24 protein-coding genes are annotated in these 24,825 nt (G+C 71.0%); 20 read left to right on the forward strand and 4 right to left on the reverse strand.

Features of this window, described 5'->3' with window-relative positions:
- Positions 1 to 41: 41 nt before the first annotated feature.
- The 16 genes from ACZ6K0_RS00965 to ACZ6K0_RS01040 all read left to right on the forward strand — a co-directional run bounded on the left by ACZ6K0_RS00965 (position 42) and on the right by ACZ6K0_RS01040 (position 20,637).
- Positions 42 to 1,478 (forward strand): MFS transporter, encoded by a 1,437-nt coding sequence (locus ACZ6K0_RS00965; RefSeq protein ID WP_376395765.1) that lies wholly within the window; start codon positions 42 to 44, stop codon positions 1,476 to 1,478.
- A 99-nt stretch (positions 1,479 to 1,577) separates the two neighbouring features.
- The gene (locus tag ACZ6K0_RS00970) at positions 1,578 to 2,759 is read left to right on the forward strand and encodes a trans-sulfuration enzyme family protein (RefSeq protein ID WP_469229045.1); all 1,182 of its coding nucleotides are present in this window, start codon (positions 1,578 to 1,580) and stop codon (positions 2,757 to 2,759) included.
- A gap of 121 nt (positions 2,760 to 2,880) precedes the next feature.
- The gene (locus tag ACZ6K0_RS00975) at positions 2,881 to 3,420 is read left to right on the forward strand and encodes a MaoC family dehydratase (RefSeq protein WP_376395771.1); all 540 of its coding nucleotides are present in this window, start codon (positions 2,881 to 2,883) and stop codon (positions 3,418 to 3,420) included.
- A 75-nt stretch (positions 3,421 to 3,495) separates the two neighbouring features.
- A complete protein-coding gene (locus ACZ6K0_RS00980) occupies positions 3,496 to 4,359 on the forward strand; it encodes a class I SAM-dependent methyltransferase (RefSeq protein ID WP_376395774.1) in 864 nt (287 codons plus the stop codon).
- Positions 4,356 to 5,399, forward strand: a complete 1,044-nt coding sequence (locus ACZ6K0_RS00985) for a class I SAM-dependent methyltransferase (RefSeq protein ID WP_376395777.1) — start codon at positions 4,356 to 4,358, stop codon at positions 5,397 to 5,399. The genes ACZ6K0_RS00980 and ACZ6K0_RS00985 overlap by 4 nt, the downstream gene beginning before the upstream one ends.
- A 181-nt stretch (positions 5,400 to 5,580) precedes the next feature.
- Positions 5,581 to 6,474 (forward strand): diiron oxygenase, encoded by an 894-nt coding sequence (locus ACZ6K0_RS00990; protein ID WP_376395780.1) that lies wholly within the window; start codon positions 5,581 to 5,583, stop codon positions 6,472 to 6,474.
- 40 nt (positions 6,475 to 6,514) lie between these two features.
- Positions 6,515 to 7,483: a class-II aminoacyl-tRNA synthetase family protein gene (locus ACZ6K0_RS00995; RefSeq protein WP_376395783.1), complete on the forward strand. Its 969-nt coding sequence runs from the start codon at positions 6,515 to 6,517 to the stop codon at positions 7,481 to 7,483.
- A 58-nt stretch (positions 7,484 to 7,541) separates the two neighbouring features.
- Entirely contained in the window at positions 7,542 to 7,985 is a 444-nt protein-coding gene (acpS, locus tag ACZ6K0_RS01000; RefSeq protein ID WP_469229048.1) for a holo-ACP synthase, read from the forward strand.
- A gap of 12 nt (positions 7,986 to 7,997) precedes the next feature.
- On the forward strand, positions 7,998 to 8,249 hold the full coding sequence (locus ACZ6K0_RS01005) for an acyl carrier protein (RefSeq protein ID WP_024758814.1): 252 nt from the start codon (positions 7,998 to 8,000) through the stop codon (positions 8,247 to 8,249).
- Entirely contained in the window at positions 8,246 to 9,454 is a 1,209-nt protein-coding gene (metK, locus tag ACZ6K0_RS01010; protein ID WP_376395790.1) for a methionine adenosyltransferase, read from the forward strand. Before ACZ6K0_RS01005 ends, metK begins: the two co-directional genes overlap by 4 nt.
- A gap of 3 nt (positions 9,455 to 9,457) precedes the next feature.
- Positions 9,458 to 10,441: a carbohydrate kinase family protein gene (locus ACZ6K0_RS01015; RefSeq protein ID WP_469229050.1), complete on the forward strand. Its 984-nt coding sequence runs from the start codon at positions 9,458 to 9,460 to the stop codon at positions 10,439 to 10,441.
- A 10-nt stretch (positions 10,442 to 10,451) separates the two neighbouring features.
- A complete protein-coding gene (gene metH, locus ACZ6K0_RS01020; RefSeq protein WP_469229052.1) occupies positions 10,452 to 13,919 on the forward strand; it encodes a methionine synthase in 3,468 nt (1,155 codons plus the stop codon).
- A complete protein-coding gene (gene metF, locus ACZ6K0_RS01025) occupies positions 13,916 to 14,776 on the forward strand; it encodes a methylenetetrahydrofolate reductase [NAD(P)H] (protein WP_376395799.1) in 861 nt (286 codons plus the stop codon). Before metH ends, metF begins: the two co-directional genes overlap by 4 nt.
- Positions 14,769 to 16,172: an adenosylhomocysteinase gene (ahcY, locus tag ACZ6K0_RS01030; RefSeq protein WP_469229055.1), complete on the forward strand. Its 1,404-nt coding sequence runs from the start codon at positions 14,769 to 14,771 to the stop codon at positions 16,170 to 16,172. The genes metF and ahcY overlap by 8 nt, the downstream gene beginning before the upstream one ends.
- Before the next feature lie 6 nt (positions 16,173 to 16,178).
- On the forward strand, positions 16,179 to 16,856 hold the full coding sequence (locus tag ACZ6K0_RS01035) for a maleylpyruvate isomerase family mycothiol-dependent enzyme (RefSeq protein ID WP_469229056.1): 678 nt from the start codon (positions 16,179 to 16,181) through the stop codon (positions 16,854 to 16,856).
- Between the two features lie 73 nt (positions 16,857 to 16,929).
- A complete protein-coding gene (locus ACZ6K0_RS01040; protein WP_469229059.1) occupies positions 16,930 to 20,637 on the forward strand; it encodes a non-ribosomal peptide synthetase family protein in 3,708 nt (1,235 codons plus the stop codon).
- Positions 20,638 to 20,716: 79 nt separating this feature from the next.
- Here the strand turns inward: ACZ6K0_RS01040 and ACZ6K0_RS01045 are convergent, their stop codons facing one another.
- Entirely contained in the window at positions 20,717 to 21,706 is a 990-nt protein-coding gene (locus ACZ6K0_RS01045) for a helix-turn-helix transcriptional regulator (protein WP_376395811.1), read from the reverse strand.
- Positions 21,707 to 21,818: 112 nt separating this feature from the next.
- Between ACZ6K0_RS01045 and ACZ6K0_RS01050 the strand changes: the two genes are divergently transcribed.
- Positions 21,819 to 22,214 carry a RidA family protein gene (locus tag ACZ6K0_RS01050; RefSeq protein ID WP_469229651.1) on the forward strand — a complete coding sequence of 132 codons (396 nt, stop codon included), beginning with the start codon at positions 21,819 to 21,821 and terminating at the stop codon, positions 22,212 to 22,214.
- A gap of 76 nt (positions 22,215 to 22,290) precedes the next feature.
- Here ACZ6K0_RS01050 and ACZ6K0_RS01055 read toward each other — a convergent pair whose 3' ends face one another.
- Positions 22,291 to 22,683, reverse strand: coding sequence for a VOC family protein (locus tag ACZ6K0_RS01055; RefSeq protein ID WP_469229062.1), 393 nt, complete (start codon positions 22,681 to 22,683; stop codon positions 22,291 to 22,293).
- Between the two features lie 221 nt (positions 22,684 to 22,904).
- Between ACZ6K0_RS01055 and ACZ6K0_RS01060 the strand changes: the two genes are divergently transcribed.
- The 3 genes from ACZ6K0_RS01060 (at position 22,905) to ACZ6K0_RS01070 (ending at position 24,194) form a co-directional block, all read left to right on the forward strand.
- Positions 22,905 to 23,183 (forward strand): hypothetical protein, encoded by a 279-nt coding sequence (locus ACZ6K0_RS01060; protein WP_376395817.1) that lies wholly within the window; start codon positions 22,905 to 22,907, stop codon positions 23,181 to 23,183.
- A 91-nt stretch (positions 23,184 to 23,274) separates the two neighbouring features.
- Positions 23,275 to 23,583, forward strand: coding sequence for a DUF2087 domain-containing protein (locus ACZ6K0_RS01065; RefSeq protein WP_376395820.1), 309 nt, complete (start codon positions 23,275 to 23,277; stop codon positions 23,581 to 23,583).
- Positions 23,580 to 24,194, forward strand: a complete 615-nt coding sequence (locus ACZ6K0_RS01070; protein ID WP_376395823.1) for a LysE family transporter — start codon at positions 23,580 to 23,582, stop codon at positions 24,192 to 24,194. The genes ACZ6K0_RS01065 and ACZ6K0_RS01070 overlap by 4 nt, the downstream gene beginning before the upstream one ends.
- 6 nt (positions 24,195 to 24,200) lie before the next feature.
- On the opposite strand, the gene ACZ6K0_RS01075 is transcribed toward ACZ6K0_RS01070, so the two are convergent.
- Positions 24,201 to 24,608: a PIN domain nuclease gene (locus ACZ6K0_RS01075; protein WP_376395826.1), complete on the reverse strand. Its 408-nt coding sequence runs from the start codon at positions 24,606 to 24,608 to the stop codon at positions 24,201 to 24,203.
- On the reverse strand, positions 24,605 to 24,823 hold the full coding sequence (locus ACZ6K0_RS01080; protein ID WP_125752889.1) for a type II toxin-antitoxin system VapB family antitoxin: 219 nt from the start codon (positions 24,821 to 24,823) through the stop codon (positions 24,605 to 24,607). The genes ACZ6K0_RS01075 and ACZ6K0_RS01080 overlap by 4 nt, the downstream gene beginning before the upstream one ends.
- Positions 24,824 to 24,825: the final 2 nt, after the last annotated feature.

Genomic DNA, 24,825 nt, shown 5'->3' on the forward strand with positions numbered 1-24,825 from the left:
ACCCCCCTGGGGTATGCAGCAGCGAGTGAAGGGTCAGGGCAATGTCAACCGTCAATCCCCGGCGCTGGTGGGCACTTGTCGTGCTCGCCGCCGCTCAGTTCATGGTCATCATGGACACCTCGATCATCGGGGTCGCGCTCCCCGAGATGCAGAAGGACCTGGGCTTCACGCAGGGCGAGCTCCAGTGGGTCTTCAACGCCTACGTCATCGTCTTCGGCGGCCTGCTGCTCCTCGGCGGACGCCTCTCCGACCTCGTCGGGGCCCGCAAGATCTTCGTCACCGGCTGGGCCGTCATGATCGCCGGCTCGATCCTCGCCGCGGCCGCGCAGACCGCCTGGGTCGAGATCGCGGGCCGCGCCGTCCAGGGCGTCGGCGGCGCGCTCATCGCGCCCGCCGCGATGACCCTCCTGATGATGCTCTTCATGCACGACCCGAAGGAGCTCGGCAAGGCCATGGCGCTCTACGGCGCCGCGGCTCCCGCCGGTGGCACCGCGGGCGTCTTCCTCGGCGGTGTCTTCACCGAGTGGGCCGCCTGGCAGTGGGTCTTCATCATCTACATCCCGATCGGTCTCGCGACCCTCGCCGCGACCAAGCTCCTCCCGAACGTCGCGTCCCGCCGCGGCTCCGTCGACGTCCTCGGCGCCGTCGCCGTCACCGCCGGTCTCGCGCTCGCCGTCTTCGCCGTCGTCCGCGCCCCCGAGGTCGGCTGGGGCGCCACCGCCACCATCCTCGAACTGGTCGGCGCCGCTGCCCTGTTGATCCTCTTCTTCGTCATCCAGAAGAGCATCCGTGAGCCGCTCATGCCGCTCAGCGTCTGGCGGGTCCCGCGCCTCGGCTCGGCCAACCTGGCGATGACGCTGCTCGGAGCCGCCTGGATCCCGATGTGGTACTTCCTCAACCTGTACCTCCAGCAGGTCCTGGGCTACGGCGCCTTCGCCTCCGGTGCCGCGTTGCTCCCGATGACCGTGCTCCTCATGATCTTCATGACGGCCATCACCGCCCGGCTCATGATGAAGTTCGGGGCCAAGCCGCTCATCGGCATCGGTCTGCTCGTCCTCGCGGCCGGTCTGGTCTGGCTCGCGGCCGTCCCGCCGACCGGCACCTTCCTCGTCGACGTCCTGCCGGCCTCGCTCGTCGCCGCGCTCGGCATGTCCCTCGCCTACATCCCGGCGATGATCGCCTCGATGTCCGGCGCCCCGCAGGAGCAGGCCGGTCTCGCCTCCGGCATCGTCAACACCACCTACAACGTCGGCTCCGCGCTCGGCCTCGCCGCGCTGACCGCCGTCGCCATGTCCCAGGGCGCCGACCAGCTCGGCAACCTGCCCGCCCTCACCGACGGGTTCTCGTCCGCCTTCATCGGCGCCGCGATCATCGCCGCGGTCGGCGGTGTGATCACCCTCCTCGTCATGAAGAGCGACAAGGCCGTGGCCGCCGAGGCCGCCGCGCCCGCCCCGCAGGACGAGAAGGTCTCCGCCTGATCCGCCGGGCGCGTCACATCGCGTGTCGCACCCAGGGGCCGCCCGATGTCCGTCACCGGACGTCGGGCGGCCCCTTTCCCGTATCCGGAAAGGAAAGCCGTGGAACTGAACACCCGTGCCGTGCACGTCTTCAACGAACCCTTCCCCAGCGGAAGTTGGCCGCTCTCGGTGCCCCTCGTCCAGTCCTCCGCCTTCGCCTTCGACTCCGCCGTCGAGCTCGCCGACGCGATGGCCGGACCCGACGGGCGGTACGTCTACAGCCGCCGCGGCAATCCGACCGTACGGGCCCTGGAGCAGACCCTCGCCGGTCTGGAGGGCGGCGCCGGGGCCATCGCCTTCGCCTCCGGCATGGGGGCCGTCAGCGGCGTCCTGCTCGCGCTCCTGCGGCCCGGCGACCGGGTGGTGGCCCAGCGCTGCCTGTACGGGGGCACCCACTCCGTCCTCGCCGACCTGGCCGAGCGGTACGGGATCGAGGTCGTCCGGATATCCGGCGACGACCCGGCCGAACTGGAGGCGGCGGCCGTCCACCCCGCCACCCGGCTCCTCGTCCTGGAGACCATCGCCAACCCCACCGGCCAGGTCCCCGACCTGCCGGGGCTGCTCGCCGTCGCCCGCGCGACGGGCGTGACGAGCCTCGTCGACAACTCGCTCGCCTCGCCCGTGCTGTGCCGCCCCCTGGAGCTGGGCGCCGACATCGTCGTCCACTCGACGACCAAGTACCTCTCCGGGCACTCCGACGTCCTCGGCGGCGTCGCCGTCTTCGCGGACGACGAGCTGCGGCACCGCGTGTGGCCCCGCACCGTCGAACTCGGCGCCTGCGCCGACCCGTTCGCCGCCTGGCTGACCCTGCGCGGGATACCCACCCTGCCACTGCGGATGCGCGAGCACTGCGCCAACGCCGTCTCGCTCGCCACGGCGCTCTCCGAGCGGGCCGAGGCCCGCGGCGACGTCACGGCCGTGCACTACCCGTGGCTCGCGGACCACCCCTCGCGGGAGAACGCCCGCAAGGTCCTCTCGGGCGGCGGCGGGCTGCTCTCCTTCGAGCTGGCCGGCGGCCGGCCGGCGGGCCGGGCCTTCGTCGAGCGCGTACGGGTGGCGAAGCTCGCGCTCTCCCTCGGCGGCGTGGAGACGCTCGTGACGCACCCCGCCTCCACCTCCCACCGCGAGCTGGACGCGGCGGCGCTGGACGCGGCGGGGATCGGCGCGGGCCTGGTGCGGATGTCCGTCGGCATCGAGGACGTCGAGGACCTCTGGTCCGACGTCGAACAGGCCCTCGGCTGACGGGAGTCCGTTCCTTTTCAGCCCCTCTCGGGTCCTTCTTTTGGGTTGACAAAATAAATGAATGATTCGTAGATTGGATGTCGCCAGGGAAAGACCACTCCTAGGTCAAGGGGGGCGCGCGATGCGCTACTTCGAGGACTTCCGGCCCGGCGACGTCCACGAGCTGGGCACCGTCACCGTCACGGCGGAGGAGGTGCTGGAGTTCGGCAGGCGCTTCGACCCGCAGCCCTTCCACACGGATCCCGAGCTCGCGGAGCGTTCGCAGTTCGGCGGACTGATCGCGAGCGGCTTCCACACGCAGTCGATGTTCATGCGGCGGTACGTGGACGGCCTGCTCGCCTACAGCGCCTGTATGGGCTCGCCCGGCATCGACGAGGTCCGCTATCTGCGGCCCGTCCGCCCGGGCGACGTCCTCACCGCGCGCGTCGAGATCCTCGGCTCCACCCCGTCGCCGTTCAACCGCGCCACCGGCACCGTCAAGCCGCGGTGCACGCTCGTGGCCCCCGACGGGACGGCCGTGTTCAGCATGATCCTGCACAGCATCTTCCGCCGGCGCCCCGCCGACTCCGAGGCCGACCATCTGTCGTCGATGCCCGCGGCCGAGGACCCCGTCGCCTGTGTGCGACCGGCCAAGACCTGTGTCCCGGCCATGAGCGCCTGACGAACCGTCCTTCGTCGGGCCCCTGAACACGGCCGTCCGTACACCGTTCATCAACCGAGTGAAGGGGGACCTCCTGTGGAGGCCGTATCCCGCACCGCCCAGTGGACCGCCGCCGCGCGCGCCCTGGAGACCGAGCGCGAGGACCGGCTGTTCGCCGATCCCTACGCGCGCACCGTCGCCGACCGGATCGGCTTCGAACTGCTCAAGCGCTACGACGGGGGCGGCATCGTGCCGTTCCTCGCCATCCGCACCACCTACCTCGACCGGGCCATAGTCAAGGCGGTGGAGGAGCGGGGCATCCGCCAGGTCGTCTTCCTCGCCGCCGGCATGGACACCCGCTTCTTCCGGCTGCCCTGGCCGGACGGCGTCACCGTCTACGAGCTCGACCGCCCCGCGCTCCTCGCCGCCAAGGCCGAGATGCTCGCGGACGAGCCGCAGCCCGCCGGCCGCACCCGGATCACCGTCCCGGTCGACCTCACCCAGGACTGGACCGGCCCCCTGAAGGAGGCGGGCTGGAAGAGCGAGGAGCCCGTCCTCTGGGTCGTCGAGGGCCTGCTGTTCTTCCTGCCCGAGCAGGCCGTGCGCACCCTCATCTCGACGCTCTCCGCGCACGCCGCGCCCGGCTCCGTGCTGCTCGGCGACGTCATCTCCCGGGCGGCCCTGGTCAACCCGCTGGCCCGCACCTTCCTCCAGGCCCTGAAGGACGACGGCAATCCGTGGCTCTTCGGCACCGAGGAGCCCGAGGCGCTGCTCGACGAGTGCGGCTGGGCCGTACGGGAGGTCAGGCAGCCCGGCGAAGAGGGCGCCGACTTCGAGCGCTGGCCCTACCAGGTCGCGCCGCGCGCCCTCCCCGGCGTGCCGAGGTCGTTCCTCTTCACCTGCGACCTGCCCGGTGCGACCGGCGACCTGCCCACCCACAGCGAGGAGAAGGCGGCATGAGCGCCCACGACTTCCACCAACGGGTCATCACCGACGCCGGTGCGGCCGTCCGCGGTCTGACCGTGGCCCTCGGCGAGCGCCTCGGCCTGTACAAGGCGCTGGCCGAGCAGGGCCCGCTCACCGCAGCGCGGCTGGCGGAGACGACCGGCACGAACGAGCGGTACGTCGAGGAGTGGCTGCACGCCCAGCTCTCCGCCGGGTACGTCGAGCGGCACCCGAGCTCGCTCACGTACACGCTCCCCGCCGACCACGTCGAGGTCCTCGCCGACCCGACGGCCGTCACGTACGCCGCCGGGTTCTTCACCGCCCTGAAGGCGCTGTACGCCACCGAGGACCTGCTGGTCGAGGCGTACCGCACCGGTGACGGCGTCGGCTGGGCCGAGCACGACGCGGCCCTCGACACCGGCATGGGCTCCTTCTTCCAGCCCACGTACGAGCACAAGCTCGTCCCGGACTGGCTGCCCGCCCTGCACGAGGTCACCGACAAGCTCGCCGCCGGCGGCACCGTCGCGGACGTCGGCTGCGGCGTCGGCCACACCACGCTCCTCATCGCCAAGGCGTTCCCGCAGGCCACCGTCCACGGCTTCGACTACTCCGAAGAGGCCATCTCGATCGCCCGGGAGCTCGCCGAGGAGGCCGGCCTCTCCGACCGGGTCGTCTTCGAGGTCGCCTCGGCCGACGACTACCCGGGCTCCGGCTACGACCTGGTGTGCTTCTTCAACGCCCTCCACGACATGGGCGACCCGGTCGCCGCCGCCCAGCACGTCCACAAGTCCCTGGACGCGGACGGCACCTGGATGCTCGTCGAGTCGAACGTGTCGCCGCAGGACATCGACACGCAGACCCCCGCCGCCCGCATGTTCATGGCCCTGTCGGCCGTGATGTGCCTGCCCGTCGCGGTCGCGCAGCGCGGCCCGCACGCCCTCGGCAACCACTCCGGCGAGAAGGCCTTCCGGGGCATCGCGGAGGAGGCCGGCTTCACCCGCTGGCGCCGCGCCACGGAGACCGCGGTCAACGCCGTCTACGAAGTCCGGCCCTGAAGCCCCATGGCCCCGCACCCCCCGGCGCCTGAGGGCGAGTGAGCCGAAGGGGGCCGTCGGGGGAACGCGTCCGAGCGCGCGCAGTTCCCGAGGAACGAGGGAGCGAGCACGTACGGACGCGTGAGCCCGACTCAAGGCCCCCGGAGGCGAACCGAGCCCCGAAAAGAAGAGGAGCACCACTATGGGCACTACCGCCCCCCTGCCGGTCACCGACCGGTTCATGGAAGTCCTGGAGCGGCTCAGCGAGCGCTCCGTCGAGGACTACTACAACCCGTACCAGACCTTCCAGTGGCCCGAGACGCTGGAGGAGAACCGTTTCTGGATGACGCCGGAGCTGCTCACCGTCTACGGCACCGAGCACTACGACACCCTCGGTGAGGAAACGCTTCAGCGCCTGTCGAAGTGGGAGTCCATCAACTTCTACAGCCTGAACGTGCACGGCATCCGCGAGCTCCTCATCGAGGTCGTCGGCCGCATCCACATGCCGGGCTTCGAGGTTCCCTCGGACTTCTTCCACCACTTCATCGGTGAGGAGAACGAACACATGTGGTTCTTCTCCGAGTTCTGCCGCCGCTACGGCCACAAGATCTACGGCTCCACCGCGATGCGCGCCGACGCGGCCTGGGAGCCCGAGGTCGAGAACTTCCTGGTCTTCACCCGCATCCTGTTCTTCGAGGAGCTGGTCGACCACTACAACTCCCGGATGGCGAAGGACGACTCCCTCTGCCACACCATCCGCGAGGTCAACCGCATCCACCACCAGGACGAGTCCCGCCACATCGCCTTCGGCCGTGAACTGGTCTCGCTCCTCTACAGCCGGATGTGCCAGTCGGTCGGCGCCGAACGGGTCCGGGAGGTCGAGGCGTACCTCAAGCGGTACGTCGTCTACAGCACCAACTCCCTCTACAACCCGCACGTCTACCGCGACGCCGGCATCCCGGACCCGCTGGCCCTGCGCAACTCGCTGGTCGCCGACGAGCGTCGCCGCCCGCACGAGCGCAAGGCCATCCGCAAGCCGCTCTCCTTCTTCCTGAAGACCGGGATCTTCTCCGACGACGTCCTGCCCGTCGTCTGAGCACACCCGCGAGACCTCCCACCCGAGAGGTGAAGAGATCATGACCGTGACGACCCCCGCGCAAGCCGGGGCCCCCGAGACAGTCGGGGAAACCACCGTCGGGGAAACCCCGGCCGATCCGCAGCGCGAGCCGCAGCCCGCCCGCCCGGGCACAACCCGGGGCCTGCCCTCGCTCGGCCCGGAGGGGACCCGCCTCCTGCGGCTCCTCGACGACACCTTCGAAGGCTGGGGAACGGCCGCGGGCGCCCGCCCGATGACCATGCCCCCGCTCCTGCCGGCCGCCGACCTGGCCAAGCTGGACTACTACGACAACTTCCCGCACCAGGCCGTCGTCGCCGCCCCGCTCGACCTGGAGCGCCGCGCGACCACGCCCTTCTCCGCGGACACCGGCTGCTTCCCGAGCGACGCCCTCGAACCGGCCGCGCTCGGACTGCCCTCGGCGTCCTGCTACGCCGTCTACCTCGACCACCAGGGCACCCAGGTCGCGGACGACACCCTCGTGACGATCTGCTCCTGGTGCTTCCGCAAGGAGACCCACTACGAGGGCATGCGGCGCCAACTCGGCTTCCGCATGCGGGAGATCGTCGCCATCGGCGCGCGCGAGCACGCCGAGACGCACCTCGCCGACTTCACCGCCCGCATCCAGGCCTTCGCGACGGCGCTCGACCTGCCGCTCCGCAAGGAGGCCGCCTGCGACCCGTTCTTCGACAAGGGCGGCTCCAAGGCGCTCCTCCAGCGGCTCACCCCGGTGAAGTACGAGTTCCTGTACGAGGACCTGGCGATCGCCTCGGTCAACACGCACCGGAACTTCTTCGGCGACCGGTGCGACATCACCCTGGAGTCGACCGGCGGAGCGGCCTTCACCAGCTGCGTCGCCTTCGGCCTGGAGCGATGGCTGTCCGCACTGACCCGGCGCCACGGCAGCTGGGAGTCCGCCACCCAGGCGGTGCTCGACGCGAACGCCCGCCTGCGGGCCGATGCGAGTGGCGCGGCCGGGCCGGTGATCTGACGTGCCGGCCCGTCCCGCAGCCCCGCCGGCGGGCGGCCTGGGGTGGGCGAACCTCGGCATGGACATCGTGTCCGTCAACCGTGTCCGCAGGCTCCTCGCCCAGTACGGCGAGACGTTCTTCGAGCGGATGCTCACCCCCGGCGAGCTCGCCGACTGCCGTACGTCCTCCGGGCTCGACGTCCTGAGCCTGTGCGGGCGGATCGCGGCCAAGGAAGCGGCCTTCAAGACCTTACGGGTCAGGGGCAGGTTCCTGCCCTGGCCGGACATCGTCGTACGGCGCTCCGAGGGCGGCTGGCCGCTCGTGGAGCTCCACCGGGCCGCCGCCGAGATGGCCGCCGAGTCCGGGATCACCGAGATCACCGTGTCCATCAGCCACGACGTGGACTACGCGGTGGCGGTGGCCGCCCCGATCATCACGGCCGCCCCGGTCATAGCCCCCACCCCGGTCATCGCCCCCACCCCTTCCGTATCCAGTCCAACAGCAGCAGCTGGTACCAGCTAAAGGAGATCAACCATGGCCGACGGCCTGCAGACGGTGAAGAACTGGATCCTCGACCGTCACCCCGAGCGCGACGACATCGCCTCCGACCTCGACCTGATCGAGAACCGGCTCATCGACTCGCTGTCCTTCGTCGAGTTCGTCTTCCTCCTGGAGCAGGAGAGCGGCACCTCCATCCAGATGGAGACCCTCGAAGTCGAGTCGATCCGCACCCTCGGCGCCATCGAGCAGCACTTCTTCAAGGCCCCGGCGGAGGTCCAGGCATGAGCCGCCGCCTCTTCACCTCGGAGTCCGTGACCGAGGGACACCCCGACAAGATCGCCGACCGGATCAGCGACACCATTCTCGACGCGCTGCTCACCGAGGACCCGTCCTCGCGCGTCGCGGTCGAGACCCTGATCACCACGGGTCAGGTGCACATCGCCGGCGAGGTCACCACCACGGCGTACGCGCCGATAGCGAAGCTGGTGCGCGAGGCCGTCCTCGACATCGGCTACGACTCCTCCGCGAAGGGCTTCGACGGCGCCTCCTGCGGCGTCTCGGTGTCCATCGGCGCCCAGTCGCCGGACATCGCGCAGGGCGTCGACACGGCCTACGAGTCCCGGGTCGAGGGTGCGGGCGACGAGCTCGACGCCCAGGGCGCCGGCGACCAGGGCCTGATGTTCGGCTACGCCTGCGACGACACCACCGAGCTGATGCCGCTGCCGATCGCGCTGGCCCACCGCCTGGCGCGCCGGCTGACCGAGGTCCGCAAGAACGGCACCGTGCCGTACCTGCGGCCCGACGGCAAGACGCAGGTCACCATCGAGTACGACGGGTACCGCCCGGTCCGCCTCGACACGGTGGTCGTGTCCTCGCAGCACGCCGCCGACATCTCCGTCGAGGGCCTCCTCACCCCGGACGTCCGCGAGTACGTCGTCGAGCACGTCCTCAAGGAGCTCGTCGAGGAGGGCGTCAGCCTGGAGTCCGACGGCTACCGGCTCCTGGTCAACCCGACCGGGCGCTTCGAGGTCGGCGGCCCGATGGGCGACGCCGGACTCACCGGCCGGAAGATCATCATCGACACGTACGGCGGGATGGCCCGGCACGGCGGCGGCGCCTTCTCCGGCAAGGACCCGTCGAAGGTGGACCGCTCGGCGGCGTACGCGATGCGCTGGGTCGCGAAGAACGTCGTCGCGGCCGGTCTCGCCCGCCGCTGCGAGGTGCAGGTCGCGTACGCGATCGGCAAGGCGGAGCCCGTCGGCCTCTTCGTGGAGACCTTCGGCACCGGCACCCTCCCGGACGAGCGGATCCAGGAGGCCGTCAGCGAGGTCTTCGACCTGCGGCCGGCCGCGATCATCCGCGACCTGGACCTCAAGCGGCCGATCTACGCGGAGACGGCGGCCTACGGCCACTTCGGCCGCGAGCTCCCGGAGTTCACCTGGGAGCGCACGGACCGCGTGGAGGCCCTCAAGAAGGCAGTGGAGGCGTAGTCCATGCGTATCGCTGTCACGGGATCCATCGCGACCGACCATCTGATGACCTTCCCCGGCTGGTTCAGCGAGCAGCTGCTCGCCGACCGGCTGGACCGGGTCTCCCTGTCGTTCCTCGCCGACAACCTGGAGGTCAGGCGCGGCGGAGTGGCAGCGAACATTGCCTTCGGGCTCGGTGTGCTCGGGCTGCGGCCCGCCCTCGTGGGCGCGGTCGGCGCCGACTTCGAGCCGTACCGGGTCTGGCTCAAGGACCACGGTGTGGACACCGACTCGGTGCGCGTCAGCGAGTCGCTCCACACCGCCCGTTTCGTCTGTACCACCGACCGGGCCCAGAACCAGATCGCCACCTTCTACGCGGGGGCGATGGCCGAGGCGCGCGAGATCGACCTGCGGGACGTGGTCGCGCGCACCGGCCGGCTGGAACTGGTCCTGGTCTCCCCGGACGACCCCCAGGCCATGCTCCGGCACACCCGCACCTGCCGTGACCTGGGGATTCCCTTCGCCGCCGATCCGTCGCAGCAGTTGGCGCGGCTGGACGGCGCGGAGGTGCGGGAGCTGGTGGACGGGGCGCGGTTCCTCTTCACCAACGAGTACGAGACGGCCCTGCTCCTGGAGAAGTCCGGCTGGAGCGAGGCCGAGGTGCTGAGCAGGGTCGGCACCTGGGTCACCACGCACGGCGAGGCGGGTGTCCGCATCCGCGGCGCGGACCGCGCCACGCTCGCCGTCCCGGCGGTGGAGGTCGCCGGGGTCGTCGACCCGACCGGCGTCGGCGACGCCTTCCGGGCGGGCTTCCTCGCCGGAACGCTGTGGGGCGTGCCCGAGCGGTGCGCGGCGCAGCTGGGCTGCGCGGTCGCGGCGACCGTCCTCGACTACGTGGGGACGCAGGAGTACCGGCTGCACCGGGACTCCCTCCTGGACCGGATCAGGACGACGTACGGGGTGGGCTGCACGGCCACCCTGGTCACCCATCTGAGGGGACTGTCATGAGGGGGCTGACGTGAGCACCGCGAGGAGGTCCCTGCGGGAGGAGTTCGCCACGCGGGTCGTGGTGGCCGACGGGGCGATGGGCACGATGCTCCAGGCCGCCGACCCGACGATGGACGACTTCCGGAACCTCGAAGGCTGCAACGAGATCCTCAACCTCACGCGCCCCGACATCGTCGCCTCCGTCCACGACGCCTACTTCTCGGTCGGCGTGGACTGCGTCGAGACCAACACCTTCGGGGCGAACCTCGCCGCGCTCGCCGAGTACGGCATCGAGAACCAGGTGTACGAGCTGTCCGAGGCCGGCGCCCGGATCGCCCGTACCGCCGCCGACGCGCACACGGCGGCCGACGGCCGCCCCCGCTGGGTCCTCGGCTCCATGGGCCCCGGTACGAAGCTGCCGACCCTCGGCCACGTCACGTACGAGCCGCTGCGCGACGCCTTCCAGCAGAACGCGGAGGGCCTGATCCGCGGCGGCGCGGACGCCCTCCTCATCGAGACCTCGCAGGACCTGCTCCAGACGAAGGCGGCCGTCATCGGCGCCCGCCGGGCCCTGGACTGGGTCGGCGTGGACCTGCCCGTCATCGTGCAGGTCACGGTGGAGACGACGGGCACGATGCTGCTCGGCTCGGAGATCGGCGCGGCGCTGACCGCCCTGGAGCCGCTCGGCATCGACATGATCGGCCTGAACTGCGCCACGGGCCCCGCCGAGATGGCGGAGCACCTGCGGCACCTTTCCCGGCACGCCCGCATCCCGATCTCCGTCATGCCCAACGCGGGCCTGCCCGTCCTCACCTCGGACGGCGCCCACTACCCGCTGTCCCCGGCCGAACTGGCCGACGCGCAGGAGAGGTTCGTCCGCGAGTACGGGCCGGCGCTGGTCGGCGGCTGCTGCGGGACGACCCCCGAGCACCTGCGGGAGATCGTGGAGCGGGTGCGGGGCGCGGCCGTCCTCGATCGGCGGCCGACGCCGGAGCCGGGCGCGTCCTCCCTGTACAGCCACGTGCCGTTCCGGCAGGACACCGCGTACCTGGCGATCGGCGAGCGGACCAACGCCAACGGTTCGAAGAAGTTCCGCGAGGCCATGCTCGACGGCCGCTGGGACGACTGCGTCGAGATGGCCCGCGACCAGATCCGCGAGGGCGCGCACCTGCTCGACCTGTGCGTGGACTACGTCGGCCGTGACGGCACGGCGGACATGGCGGAGCTGGCGGGCCGGTTCGCGACGGCCTCCACCCTGCCGATCGTCCTCGACTCGACCGAGATCGCGGTGCTGCGGGCCGGCCTGGAGAAGATCGGCGGCCGGGCCGTCGTCAACTCGGTGAACTACGAGGACGGCGACGGCCCCGAGTCGCGGTTCGCGCAGGTCACGGCCCTCGCGAGGGAGCACGGCGCGGCGCTGATGGCGCTGACGATCGACGAGGAGGGCCAGGCCCGGAGCGTCGAGCACAAGGTGGCCGTCGCCGAACGGCTCATCGACGACCTCACCGGGAACTGGGGGATCAGGGAGTCGGACATCCTGATCGACACCCTCACCTTCACGATCTGCACGGGCCAGGAGGAGTCCCGCAAGGACGGCGTCCACACGATCGAGGCGATCCGCGAACTGAAGCGCCGCCACCCGGACGTCCAGACCACGCTCGGCCTCTCCAACATCTCCTTCGGTCTGAACCCGGCCGCGCGGATCGTCCTCAACTCGGTCTTCCTCGACGAGTGCGTGAGGGCCGGCCTGGACTCGGCGATCGTCCACGCGTCGAAGATCCTGCCGATCGCCCGCCTGGAGAAGGAACAGGTCGAGGTCGCGCTCGACCTCATCCACGACCGCCGCAGGGAGGGCTACGACCCGCTGCAACGCTTCCTGGAGATGTTCGAGGGCGCGACGGCGAAGTCCCTCAAGGCGGGCAAGGCCGAGGAGCTCCTCGCGCTGCCGCTCGACGAGCGGCTCAAGCGCCGGATCATCGACGGCGAGAAGAACGGCCTGGAGGCGGACCTCGATCTCGCGCTCGCGGAGCGCCCGGCCCTGGAGATCGTCAACGACGTCCTCCTGGACGGCATGAAGACCGTGGGCGAGCTCTTCGGCTCCGGCCAGATGCAGCTGCCGTTCGTGCTCCAGTCCGCCGAGGTCATGAAGAGGGCCGTCGCCCATCTCGAACCGCACATGGAGAAGACGGACGCGGACGGCAAGGGCACCATCGTCCTCGCCACGGTCCGCGGGGACGTCCACGACATCGGCAAGAACCTCGTCGACATCATCCTCTCCAACAACGGCTACAACGTCGTCAACATCGGCATCAAACAGCCCGTCTCCGCGATCCTGGAAGCGGCGGAACAGCACCGGGCCGACGTCATCGGCATGTCGGGTCTCCTCGTGAAGTCCACCGTGATCATGAAGGAGAACCTCCAGGAGCTGAACGGCCGCGGCCTCGCCGCCACCTTCCCCGTGATCCTCGGCGGCGCCGCCCTCACCAGGGCGTACGTCGAACAGGACCTCCACGAGCTGTACGAGGGCGAGGTGCGGTACGCCCGCGACGCCTTCGAGGGCCTGCGCCTCATGGACGCGCTCATGGGCGTCAAGCGAGGCGTCCCCGGAGCCGTACTCCCGCCGCTCAAGCAGCGGCGCGTGCCCAAGCGGGAGACGCAGGTCGCTCCTGAGGTGCGGGAGCCCGAGCCGGCCGGCCGCTCCGACGTCGCCACCGACAACCCCGTACCCGAGCCCCCCTTCCTCGGCACCAGGGTCGTCCGGGACATCCCGCTCGCCGAGTACGCCCCCTGGCTCGACGAGACGGCCCTCTTCAAAGGCCAGTGGGGCCTCAAGGACGACGCGACCGTCGAGACGGAGGGCCGGCCCCGGCTGCGCGCGCTGCTCGACCGCGTCGAGCGCGAGGGCCTCGTCGAAGCAGCCGTCGTCCACGGCTGGTTCCCCTGTGTGTCCAAGGGCGACGACCTGATCGTCCTGGACGAGGACGGAGGCGAGCGGACCCGCTTCTCCTTCCCCCGCCAGCAGCGGGGCCGCCGCCTCTGCCTGGCCGACTTCCACCGCGCCGAGGACTCCGGCGAGGTGGACGCGGTCGCCCTCCAGGTCGTCACCGTCGGCTCCCGGATCGGCGAGGAGACGGCCAGGCTCTTCGCCGCGGACGCCTACCGCGACTACCTCGAACTCCACGGTCTCTCCGTCCAGTTGGCGGAGGCGCTCGCCGAGTACTGGCACGCGCGGGTACGGGCGGACTGGGGCATCGCGGGAACGGACCCCGCCGGCATCGCCGGCATGCTCCGCACCGAGTACCAGGGCTGCCGCTACTCCCTCGGCTACCCGGCCTGCCCCGACCTGGAGGACCGGGCGAAGATCGCCGCCCTCCTGCGCCCGGAGCGGATCGGGGTCGAGCTGTCGGAGGAGTACCAGCTGCACCCCGAGCAGTCGACGGACGCGATCGTGGTCCACCACCCGGAGGCGAGCTACTTCAACGCGGGAGGCCGCAGATGAGCGTGACCTTCTCCTTCGAGTTCTTCCCGCCGAAGAGCGAGCGCGGAGAACAGACCCTCTGGGACGCGATCCGCCGCGTGGAGGCGCTGTCCCCGGACTTCGTCTCCGTGACGTACGGCGCCGGCGGCTCGTCCCGCGACCGGACCATCGAGGTCACGAAGCGGATCGTGACGGAGACGACGCTGCGACCCGTGGCCCACCTGACGGCCGTCGGGCACTCGGTCGCCGAACTGCGGGCCATCATCGGCGCGTACGCGGACGCCGGGGTACGGGACGTGCTCGTGCTGCGCGGCGACCCGCCGGGCGATCCGCGCGGCGCCTGGACCCCGCACCCGCAGGGCTTCACGTACGCGTACGAACTCGTGGAGCTCGTACGGTCGTTGGGCGACTTCAGAATCGGGGTGGCCGCCTTCCCCGAGGGCCACCCGCGATCCGCGACCCCGGCCGCCGACCTCGCGCACTTCGTCGCCAAGTGCCGGGCCGGCGCCGACTACGCCATCACGCAGATGTTCTTCGACCCGGAGGACTACCTGCGGCTGCGGGACCGGGTCGCGGCCGCCGGCTGCGACACCCCGATCATCCCGGAGATCATGCCCGCCACCGACGTGCGCCAGATCCGGCGCTTCGCCGAGCTGAGCGACGCCGCCTTCCCCGAGGACCTGGCGCACCGCCTGGAGGCGGCGAAGGACGACCCGGCGGCCGCGTACCGCATCGGCGTCGAGCACGCGACGCGGATGGGCCTGCGGCTGCTCGACGAGGGCGCGCCGGGCCTGCACTACATCACGTTGAACAAGTCGACGGCGGCCCTGGAAATCCACCGGACCATCATGAGTACAAGGAGCGTTGTCCGTGTCTGAGTTCACTGACTTCAAGGTTGCCGACATCGGCCTCGCCGACTTCGGGCGCAAGGAGATCACCCTCGCCGAGCACGAGATGCCGGGCCTGATGTCGATCCGCCGCGAGTACGCGGCGGCGCAGCCGCTGGCCGGCGCCCGCGTCACCGGCTCCCTGCACATGACCGTGCAGACCGCCGTCCTCATCGAGACGCTGGTCGCGCTCGGCGCCGAGGTCCGCTGGGTGTCCTGCAACATCTACTCGACGCAGGACCACGCGGCCGCCGCGATCGCCGCCGCCGGGATCCCGGTCTTCGCCTGGAAGGGCGAGACCCTGGAGGAGTACTGGTGGTGCACGGAGCAGGCGCTGACCTGGCCCGGCGCCGACGGCCCCAACATGATCCTGGACGACGGCGGTGACGCCACCCTCCTCGTCCACAAGGGTGTGGAGTACCAGAAGGCCGGCGAGGTCCCGGACCCGTCGACCGCCGAGAACGACGAGCACCGGGTGATCCTGGAGCTCCTGCGGAACACCACCCTGGACTGGGGCACGATCGCCGCCGCCATCCGCGGCGTGACGGAGGAGACCACGACGGGCGTCCACCGCCTGTACGAGATGCACCGAGAGGGTGCGCTGCTCTTCCCGGCGATCAACGTGAACGACGCCGTGACGAAGTCGAAGTTCGACAACAAGTACGGCTGCCGCCACTCCCTGATCGACGGCATCAACCGTGCGACGGACGTCCTGATCGGCGGCAAGACGGCCGTGGTCTTCGGCTACGGAGACGTCGGCAAGGGCTCGGCGGAATCCCTCCGCGGCCAGGGCGCCCGCGTCATCGTCACCGAGATCGACCCGATCTGCGCGCTCCAGGCGGCGATGGACGGCTACCAGGTGGCGACGCTGGAGGACGTGGTCGAGACGGCCGACATCTTCGTCACGACCACCGGCAACAAGGACATCATCATGGCGTCCGACATCGCCCGCATGAAGCACCAGGCGATCGTCGGGAACATCGGCCACTTCGACAACGAGATCGACATGGCCGGCCTGGCGCGGATCCCCGGGATCGTGAAGGACGAGGTCAAGCCGCAGGTCCACACGTGGACGTTCGAGGACGGCAAGGTCGTCATCGTCCTGTCCGAAGGCCGCCTCCTCAACCTCGGCAACGCCACGGGCCACCCCTCCTTCGTGATGTCGAACTCCTTCGCGGACCAGACGCTGGCCCAGATCGAGCTGTTCACGAAGCCGGAGGAGTACCCGGTGGACGTGTACACGCTGCCGAAGCACCTGGACGAGAAGGTCGCCCGGCTGCACCTCGACGCCCTCGGCGTGCGGCTGACGACGCTCCGCCCCGAGCAGGCGTCGTACATCGGGGTCCCGGTGGAGGGCCCGTACAAGCCGGACCACTACCGCTACTGAGCCGGCATGTGTACGGACTGCACGGACGACACCCGTGACCCCTGGCTCCCGGACCGGCTCCTGAGAACGGAGCGGGACCTGTTGATGCCGCTGCTGCGCCGTACGCCCCCGGAGGCGTACGAACTGCGCACCGCCTGCCCCGGCTGGACGGCCCGGCAGGTCGTCGCCCACTGCGGGGCGGCCCTCGTCCGGATCGTCGAGGGCCGCCTGGAAGAGGGCGTGTTCCTGCCGGAGGCCAACGCCTGCGACGTCGCCGAACGCGAGGACTGGCCGCTCGGGCGGATCCTCGACGAACTCGAACGCGGTCTGACGGAGGCGGGCCCGGTCATCGCCGAGCGCGAGGACGGCCGCCTCGACGCGGTCGCGCTCGGCGAGTGGGTCCACGCCGGGGACGTACGGGAGGCCTTCGGCGAACCGGGGGCGTACTGCGGGGAGAGCCTGGACCTGGCCCTCCCGCTCCTCTCGGTCACGAGCCGCAAACGGGAGACGCCCCGCCTGGTGGGCGTCCTGGCGGGTCGGGAGGACCACCCGGTGGCCCTCGGCAACGAGGTCGAGGGCCGCGACCCGGCCCGCTTCCACGGCGACGCGGCGACCCTGATCCGCATCTACTCGGGCCGCCCGCTGGTCCGCACCCGCTACGAACTGACAGGCGCCACAGAACACGAACTACTCATCTACCGCTGAGGGGCGCGGGGCCGGCGAGGCGGGAGGGGCGCCCGCCCCGCTCCCATGCGTTCCCTCGCCCGAAGGGACCTCCATGCCCGGCACGCTCGACCGACTCCTCCGCGCCGAAGCCCACGCGCGCCCCGACGCCACCGCCGTGGCGTACGACAGCGACACGCTCACCTTCCGCGAGCTGGCGGAAGGCGCCACCGTCCTCGCCGCCTACCTCCGCACCCTCGGCGCCGGCCCGGACGCCCGCATCGGCGTCCACGTGGACCCGTCACTCGAACTGGTGATCGGTGCCTGGGGCGTCGTCTGCTCCGGCGCCGCCTACGTCCCGCTCTCCCCGGAGTACCCCGAAGAGCGTCTCCGCTACATGATCGAGGACAGCGGCGCCCGGATCGTTTTCACGCAGGAACGCTTCAGCACCCGCGTCGCGGAACTCGCCCCGCCCGGCACCACCGTCGTCACCCTCAAGGACGCCGTCCAGCACGCCTGGCGCACGGCGGGCGAGGAACCGCCGGCGTACGACATCCGCGACACCGACCTCGCGTACGTCATCTACACCTCCGGCTCCACCGGCAGACCCAAGGGCGTCATGATCGAGCACCGCTCGATCGTCGCCCAGATGCGCTGGATGGCGGCCGAGCACCGACTGGGCCCGCAGCACACCGTCTTACAGAAGACACCCATGAGTTTCGACGCCGCCCAGTGGGAGATCCTCGCCCCCGCCGTCGGCGCCCGCGTCGCCGTCGGCCCGCCCGGCGTCTACCGCGACCCCGAGGCCCTGATCGACACCGTCCGCGCGCACGGCGCGACGATGCTCCAGGGCGTGCCGACCCTGCTCCAGGCCCTGGTCGACACCGAACGCCTCGGCACCTGCACCACCCTCCGCCGGGTGTACTCGGGCGGCGAGATCCTCTCCCGGAACCTGGCGGCCCAGCTCCTCGCCGAACTCCCGGACGCCGAGCTGATCAACCTCTACGGCCCCACCGAGTGCACCATCAACGCCTCCTCGCACACGGTGGCACGCGAGACCCTCTCCGAAGGCCCGTCCGCGATCCCCATCGGGAGACCGGCGCACGACACGACCTTCCACATACGCGACGGCGAGCTGTGCATCGGCGGGGTCCAGGTGGCGCGGGGGTACCTGGACCGACCGGAGCTCACCGCCGAACACTTCATCACCACCGACACCGGCGAACGCCTCTACCGCACCGGCGACCTGGCCCACTGGAACGACGACGGCACCGTCCAGTTCGCGGGCCGCGCCGACAACCAGATCAAGCTGCGCGGCTTCCGCGTCGAGCTGGACGAGATCGCCCTCGCCATCGAGAACCACGACTGGGTCAAGAACGCCGCGGTCATCGTCAAGAACGAGCCCCGCACCGGCTTCCAGAACCTCGTCGCCTGCGTCGAGCTCTCCCCGAAGGAAGCGGCCCTGATGGACCAGGGCAACCACGGCGCCCACCACCAGTCCAAGGAGTCCAAGCTCCAGGTCAAGGCCCAGCTCTCCAACGCCGGCGCCCGCGACGACGCCGACCTGGCCGGCCGCCCGGCCGTCGCCCTTCCGGGCCGCACCCCGACCGCCCGCATGCGCCGCACGGTCTTCGCCCGCAAGACGTACCGCTTCTACGAGGGCGGCGAGGTCACCCGCGCCGACGTCCTGGCGGCCCTGGCCCGCCGCCCGGAGGGCATCGGCTCCCGCACGGTCGGCAGCCTCACCCTGGCCGACCTGGGGGAACTCCTCCGCTGGTTCGGCCAGTTCACGAGCGAGGAACGGCTCCTCCCGAAGTACGGCTACGCCTCGCCGGGCGCGCTGTACGCCACGCAGCTGTACGTGGAGGCGCGGGGGATCGCGGGCCTGGCACCGGGCACGTACTACTACCACCCGGTACGCCACCACCTGTACCTGACGGAACCGCTCACGGCCACCGGCGACCCGACCGGCGCCCCCGCCCTCCGCCTGACCTTCCAGGGCAAGCGCTCCGCCATCGAGCCGGTCTACAAGAACAACATCCAGGAGGTCCTGGAGATCGAGACGGGCCACATGGTGGGCCTCTTCGAGGAGATCCTCCCGGGCTACGGCCTCGACATGCGCCCCGCCGAGGACGGCGGCTTCGAGGTGGTCCCGTACGACGCGGAGGCGCCCGGGACGGACCCGGAGGTGGACGTCTACGTCCAGGCCCACCCGAACGGCATCACGGACCTCCCGCAAGCCCAATACGCCTACACCAACGGCGAGTTGACCCCCGTCTCCTCCTCCCTCATCGAGAAGAAGCACGTGATCGCCATCAACCAGGCGGTCTACGAGCGGGCCGCGCTCGGCATCACGGTGATCAGCCGCACGCAGGACACCCGGCGCGCCTACGTCGACCTCGGCCGCGCCCTCCAGCGGCTCCAACTCGGCGACCACGGCCTGGGGTTCATGTCCTCCGGCTACAGCTCGAAGTCGGGCCACCCGCTCCCGGCGGCCCGCCGCACGGACGAGATCCTCACGGCGGCGAACCTCCCGACGGGCCCCTCGTACTTCTTCGTCGGGGGCAGGGTCAGCGAGGAGCAGCGGCTCAGCGAGGGCATGTACGAGGACACGGTCCACATGAAGGGCCCGGCGGAGATGATCCGCGACGACCTCGTCCACCACCTGCCCGACTACATGATCCCGAACCGGGTCGTCGTCCTCGACCGGCTGCCCCTGTCCGCGAACGGCAAGGTCGACACGAAGGCGCTCGGCGACCTGGCCGTAGTCAACGCCGGCCTGCACGGCCGCCCGCACGTCCTGCCGAGGACGCGCACGGAGGGCAGGCTCGCGGAGATCTGGGCGGCGGCGCTCAAGTACGAGGAGGTCGAGACGGTCTCCGTCCTGGACGACTTCTTCGAGTCGGGCGGCAACTCGCTGATAGCGGTGGCCCTCATCACGAAGATCAACCGCACCTTCGGCGCCCGGCTCCCCCTCCAGATCCTCTTCGAGTCGCCGACGATCGAGAAGCTCGCCCACCGGGTGGACGGCGCCGCCGCGACCCCCGCCTCCCGGCTCGTACGGCTGCACGCGGCCGGCGCGCGGTCCCCGGTGTACTGCTGGCCGGGCCTCGGCGGCTACACGATGAACCTGCGGCACCTGGCCGAGGAGATCGGCATCGACCGCCCGTTCTACGGGGTGCAGGCCTACGGCATCAACCGGGGCGAGGAGCCGTACGCCACGATCCGCGAGATGGCGGCGGCCGACGTCGCCGCGATCCGCCGCCGCCAGCCCACGGGCCCGTACACCCTCTGGGGCTACTCCTTCGGGGCCCGGGTCGCCTTCGAGTCCGCGCACCTCCTGGAGGCGGCGGGCGAACAGGTGGAGAACCTCTTCCTCGTCGCCCCCGGCTCACCGAAGGTCCGCTCCTCGGAGACGGGCGGGGCGTCGTACGGGAACCCGGCGTTCGTGACGATCCTCTACTCGGTCTTCGCGGGCGAGATCGACCCGACGGTCGAGGCGAAGGACCGCACGTCCTTCGTCGCCCTGGTCGCGGACCGCTTCCCGTCCCTGGACCCGGACCTGATCGCCCGCATCGTCGCGATCGTCGAGGAGACCTTCGAGTTCACGTACACCTTCAAGGAACTCACGGAACGCCAAGTGCGCTGCCCCGTCACCCTCTTCAAGGCGGAAGGCGACGACTACTCCTTCCTGGAGAACACCGAGGGCTGGTCGACCCGCCCCCCGACGGTGGTGGAACTCGACGCGGACCACTACAGCCTCCTGCGCCAGCCCGACCTGAAGGAACTCGTCAAGAAGATCCGCTACCGACTGGGGGAGTAGCGGCGCGTCCCGCAGCCGGTGCCGGGGGCGATCGGGTGGGGCCGGAGGGGATCCAAGGGGTCGGTGTTCATGGGGGCCATCATTCCTCTCCCTCTCCTCCGGAATCCTCGTATCGGGCGGCCATCGCGGCGGCGCGCAGGCGCAGGGCGGTGCGCAGCGACCGCGGGGCCAGGGCTTCCGCGGCCGTGCCGAGCTGCCACAGCGCCCATTCGGCGTGCCACGCGTCCTGGAACGTCACCTTCAGCAATATGCGGCCGTCCGCGTCGGGTTCCTCCGCGCGGACGGCCAGCGCGGTGTCCAGCAGGTCCTCCCGCCGTCCCGGGTTCACGCGCACCAGCACGGTGAGGTGGTTGTCGGAGAGGAACCGCGCGGCGCGCTCGCGCCAGATCCGGTCCAGGTCGACCCGGTTCGGCCGCTCCGCCGGTTCGGGGAGCTCCTCGGCGGCCAGCACCCGCGACAGCCGGTAGGTGCGGTCCTCACCGGATCTCGTGGCCAGCAGGTAGCCCCGGTCCCGGACGGTGACCAGGCCGATCGGGTCCACCGTGCGCCACTCCGGTGTCCGGTCCGCGGCCGCCGCGTAGTGGATGCGCAGCTTGTGCCCGGCGAGTACGGCGCGCCGCACCACGACCATCGTGGTGCCCGCCACCTCCTCCTGGACCAGCCGGCGGGAGAGCAGGTCGGTCTCCGGTTCGACGAGGAACCGCTGGGCCGCGTCGCTCGCGGAGGCCCGGTGGCTTTCGGGCAGCGCGTCGACCACCTTCCGCCGGGCCGAGGCGAGCGCCGGGCCGAGGCCGAACAGCCGCTCGTCGCGCCCCGATCCGGCGGCCAGCAGGGCGAGCGCCTCGTCGTGGTTCAGCCCGGTGAGCTCGGTCCGGAACCCGGGCAGCAACGCGAATCCGCCGTGCCGGCCGCGCTCGGCGTAGACCGGGACGCCGGCCGCGGACAGCGCCTCGATGTCACGGAGCACGGTGCGGGTGGACACCTCCAGCTCACGGGCCAGCGTGTCCGCCGTCAGCCGACCGCGCTGCCGGAGCAGCAGCACCAGGGAAACCAGCCGGTCGGCGCGCATGCGGGAACCCTAACGAAATACATGACAGAGGGTGTCGTGATGCGCTGCGAGGTTCGTCCCACGACGTCGAAGCCGACGGTCGACCGATGAATCGAATGGAGCTGACGTGGCGATGGAACGCACGGCGATCAACCCGGTGACGTGGTCGGAAGCGCTGGGGTTCAACCAGGGGGAGCTCGTCTCCGGGCACACCCGGACCCTGTACGTCTCGGGGCAGACCGCGACGGGCGACGACGGCAAGCCCCGGCACGACGGCGACATGGCCGCGCAGTTGGCGCTGAGCGTCGACAACGTGGAGGCCGTGCTCGCCGGGGCGGGCATGTCTCTCGCGAACCTGGTCCGGCTCAACGTCTACACGACCGACGTCGACCAGCTCTTCCCGCACTACGGCGTGCTGGCGGCGCGGTTGGGCGCCGCGGGGGTGGCGCCGACCTCGACGATGCTCGGGGTGACGCGCCTGGCGATCCCCGGCCTGCTGGTCGAACTGGAGGGAATCGCGGTCGCGTGACGTGAGGTGACGGGACTCCTGGGGTTCCCAGGAGTCCCAGGGAGCCTCAACCCCCTCAGTGGGAGCCTCAACCCCCTCAGTCCAGGCAGAAGATGTTTCCCTCGGGGTCGGTCATCACGATGATCCCCTCGTTCACGTCGTCGGAGTCGAGCCGGTACTCCCGCTTCGCGCCCAGCTTCTCCAGCTTGGCGCACTCCACCTCCAGCACGGCCATCCGCGCGTCCCCGGTCAGACCGGGTGCCGAGCGCACATCCAGGTGGAGGCGGTTCTTCGCGGCGGTCCTTCCCTCCGGGACCGTCTGGAAGTAGAGCCGCGGCCCCTTGCCGTCCGGGTCCGTGATCGCCGCCCAGGTGTTGGGGTGGTCGCCCTGGGGAAGCTGCGGGGGGTTGTACCCCAGCGCCTCGGCCCAGAACGTCGCCTGCGCGCGAGGATCGGCGCAGTCGTAAGTCACCTGGATTTCCTTGGCCATTCCGTCTCCCGAACCCCTCGAAACCTGTGCACGTCCTCGCCCCGGTCGGCTCCCGGAACGCGCGGACATCCTCGCACCGCGCCCCGCGATCCGCCCACCGATTTCGGCGTGCGCGAGGCCGGAGCGCCGTCGCTCGTTCGGGGCCGGTCGCCGTGCGGGGCGGGGGCGCGGCTGTTCTGCTGGTCGGGACCCCGTCCCGCGCACGTAACAGGAGCAGCATCATGGCCGTCATCGTCACCGTCGAGATCCCCGGCGGTACCCAGGCGCAGTACGAGGAGACCACGAGGCTGCTCTCCGCCGAGGAGTGGTTCCCGCCGAACGGGTTCATCGCCCACGCGGCCGGGCCGGACGGGTCCGGTGGCTGGCGGGTCGTCGACTTCTGGGACTCGGAGGAGGACTTCCTCGCGTTCGTGGAGCGGGCCCGGCCGATCTTCGAAGGGAGCGGCGTCCGGACGATGCTGCCGAAGGTGCAGGAGGCCGTGAACGTCATCCTGAAGTAGCGGGTCTCCCGGGAGGGGGAGCCTCGTGAGAGAGCGGGTCTCCCGAAAATCCTTTGCGGGGCGGGGGCCGTGAGCCTCAGGCTTCGGTCCCATGACCAGTCATCCTGCCCGTCCCGTCGCGGACCTGTTCTCCGCCGACGGGCGCCTCAAGGCGATCCCGCGCAAGCCCGCCCGCCGCGAGGCGCTTCTCGCGCACCTCGCCGAGACCCTCTTCGACGCGGACCGGTCCTACCGTGAGTCCGAGGTCAACGAGGCCCTGCTCACCGTGCACGAGGACTTCTCGGCCCTGCGCCGCTACCTCGTGATCGGCGGTTTCCTCGCCCGTACGAAGGACGGCGCGGACTACCGCCGACAGCAGCGGCCCGGCTCCCCCGAAGGCGCGATCCCCGCCGCCGCGTGACGGCCGCGGTGGTGGCCGGCCTGCTGGCCGGCTACGGCATCGCGATCCCGGTCGGTGCCGTCGGCGCCCACCTGGTGGCGGTCGCGGCGCGTTCCCCGTGGCGTACGGGGGCGGGCGCGGCGCTCGGCATCGCCGCCGCGGACGGGCTGTACGCCGTGCTCGCGGTCCTCGGGGGCGCGGCCCTCGTCCCCCTGCTCACTCCCGTGGCGTCCCCGCTGCGCTGGGCGTCGGCCGTGGTCCTCGTGATCCTGGCGGCCCACTCCACCGTGACGGCCGTCCGCGCGTACCGTGCGGGCCCGAAGACCGTCGAGGCCCCGCCGCCGCCGGCGCCGCGCCGCGCGTTCTTCACCTTCCTGGGGATCACGGTCCTCAACCCCATGACGGTGGTCTACTTCACGGCCCTCGTCCTCGGCGGGCAGACGACGACGGGCGCGACGGAAGCGACGGCCTTCGTCCTCGCCGCCTTCGCGGCCTCGGCGAGCTGGCAACTCCTCCTCGCCACCGGCGGCACCCTCCTCGGCCACCTCGTCACGGGCCCCCGGGGCCGCCTGACGACGGCCCTCGCCTCGGGACTGCTGATCGCGGCGCTGGCGGTGGGCCTGGTGATGTGAGCGGGCTCAGACGTCGGGCAGCAGCCGGATCATGTCGATGCCCGGGCGCACCTTGGCGATGGCGGTGAAGTCGTCGTCCACGTGCAGCAGGGTCAGGTGGTGCTGCTCGGCGGTGAGCGCGATGAGGATGTCCATCGGAGAAGGGCCGCGATGGTGTCCGATGCGCAGGAGGTCGCGCTGCACCGCCACGACCTTCGGCCATGGGTCCTCCGGCGCGGGGACCCGGGCGAAGGTCTGACTCAGCCTGGTGGTGAACGGCTCGTGGTCGCGGTCGGCGCGCAGGCTCCGCATCAACTCCGCTTCCACCGGCGGGCAGAGGGAGACCTGGCCGTGTGCCACGCGGCTGGGCCAGGGCTCGCCGATCTGCCGGCGCAGGAGCCGCCACACGGCGGACGTGTCGGCGAGGTAGTTCACCGGCCGGACCGCTCCTGCTCTTCGAGGAAGTCGAAGTCGAGGAAGTCCTCGGCGTTGTCCTGGAGCCAGCGGAGGGCCCGGGCGCGATCGTCGGCGCTGATCGCCGCCGCTATGGTCAGCGCGCGGTTGATGGTGTCCCGTTTGGTCTTGGTGCCGAGCTGCTGCTGCGCGAAGGCGAGCATGTCGTCGTCGATGTCGACCAGGGTCTTGGACACGA

This window comes from Streptomyces sp. NPDC042346 (genome assembly GCF_055581845.1).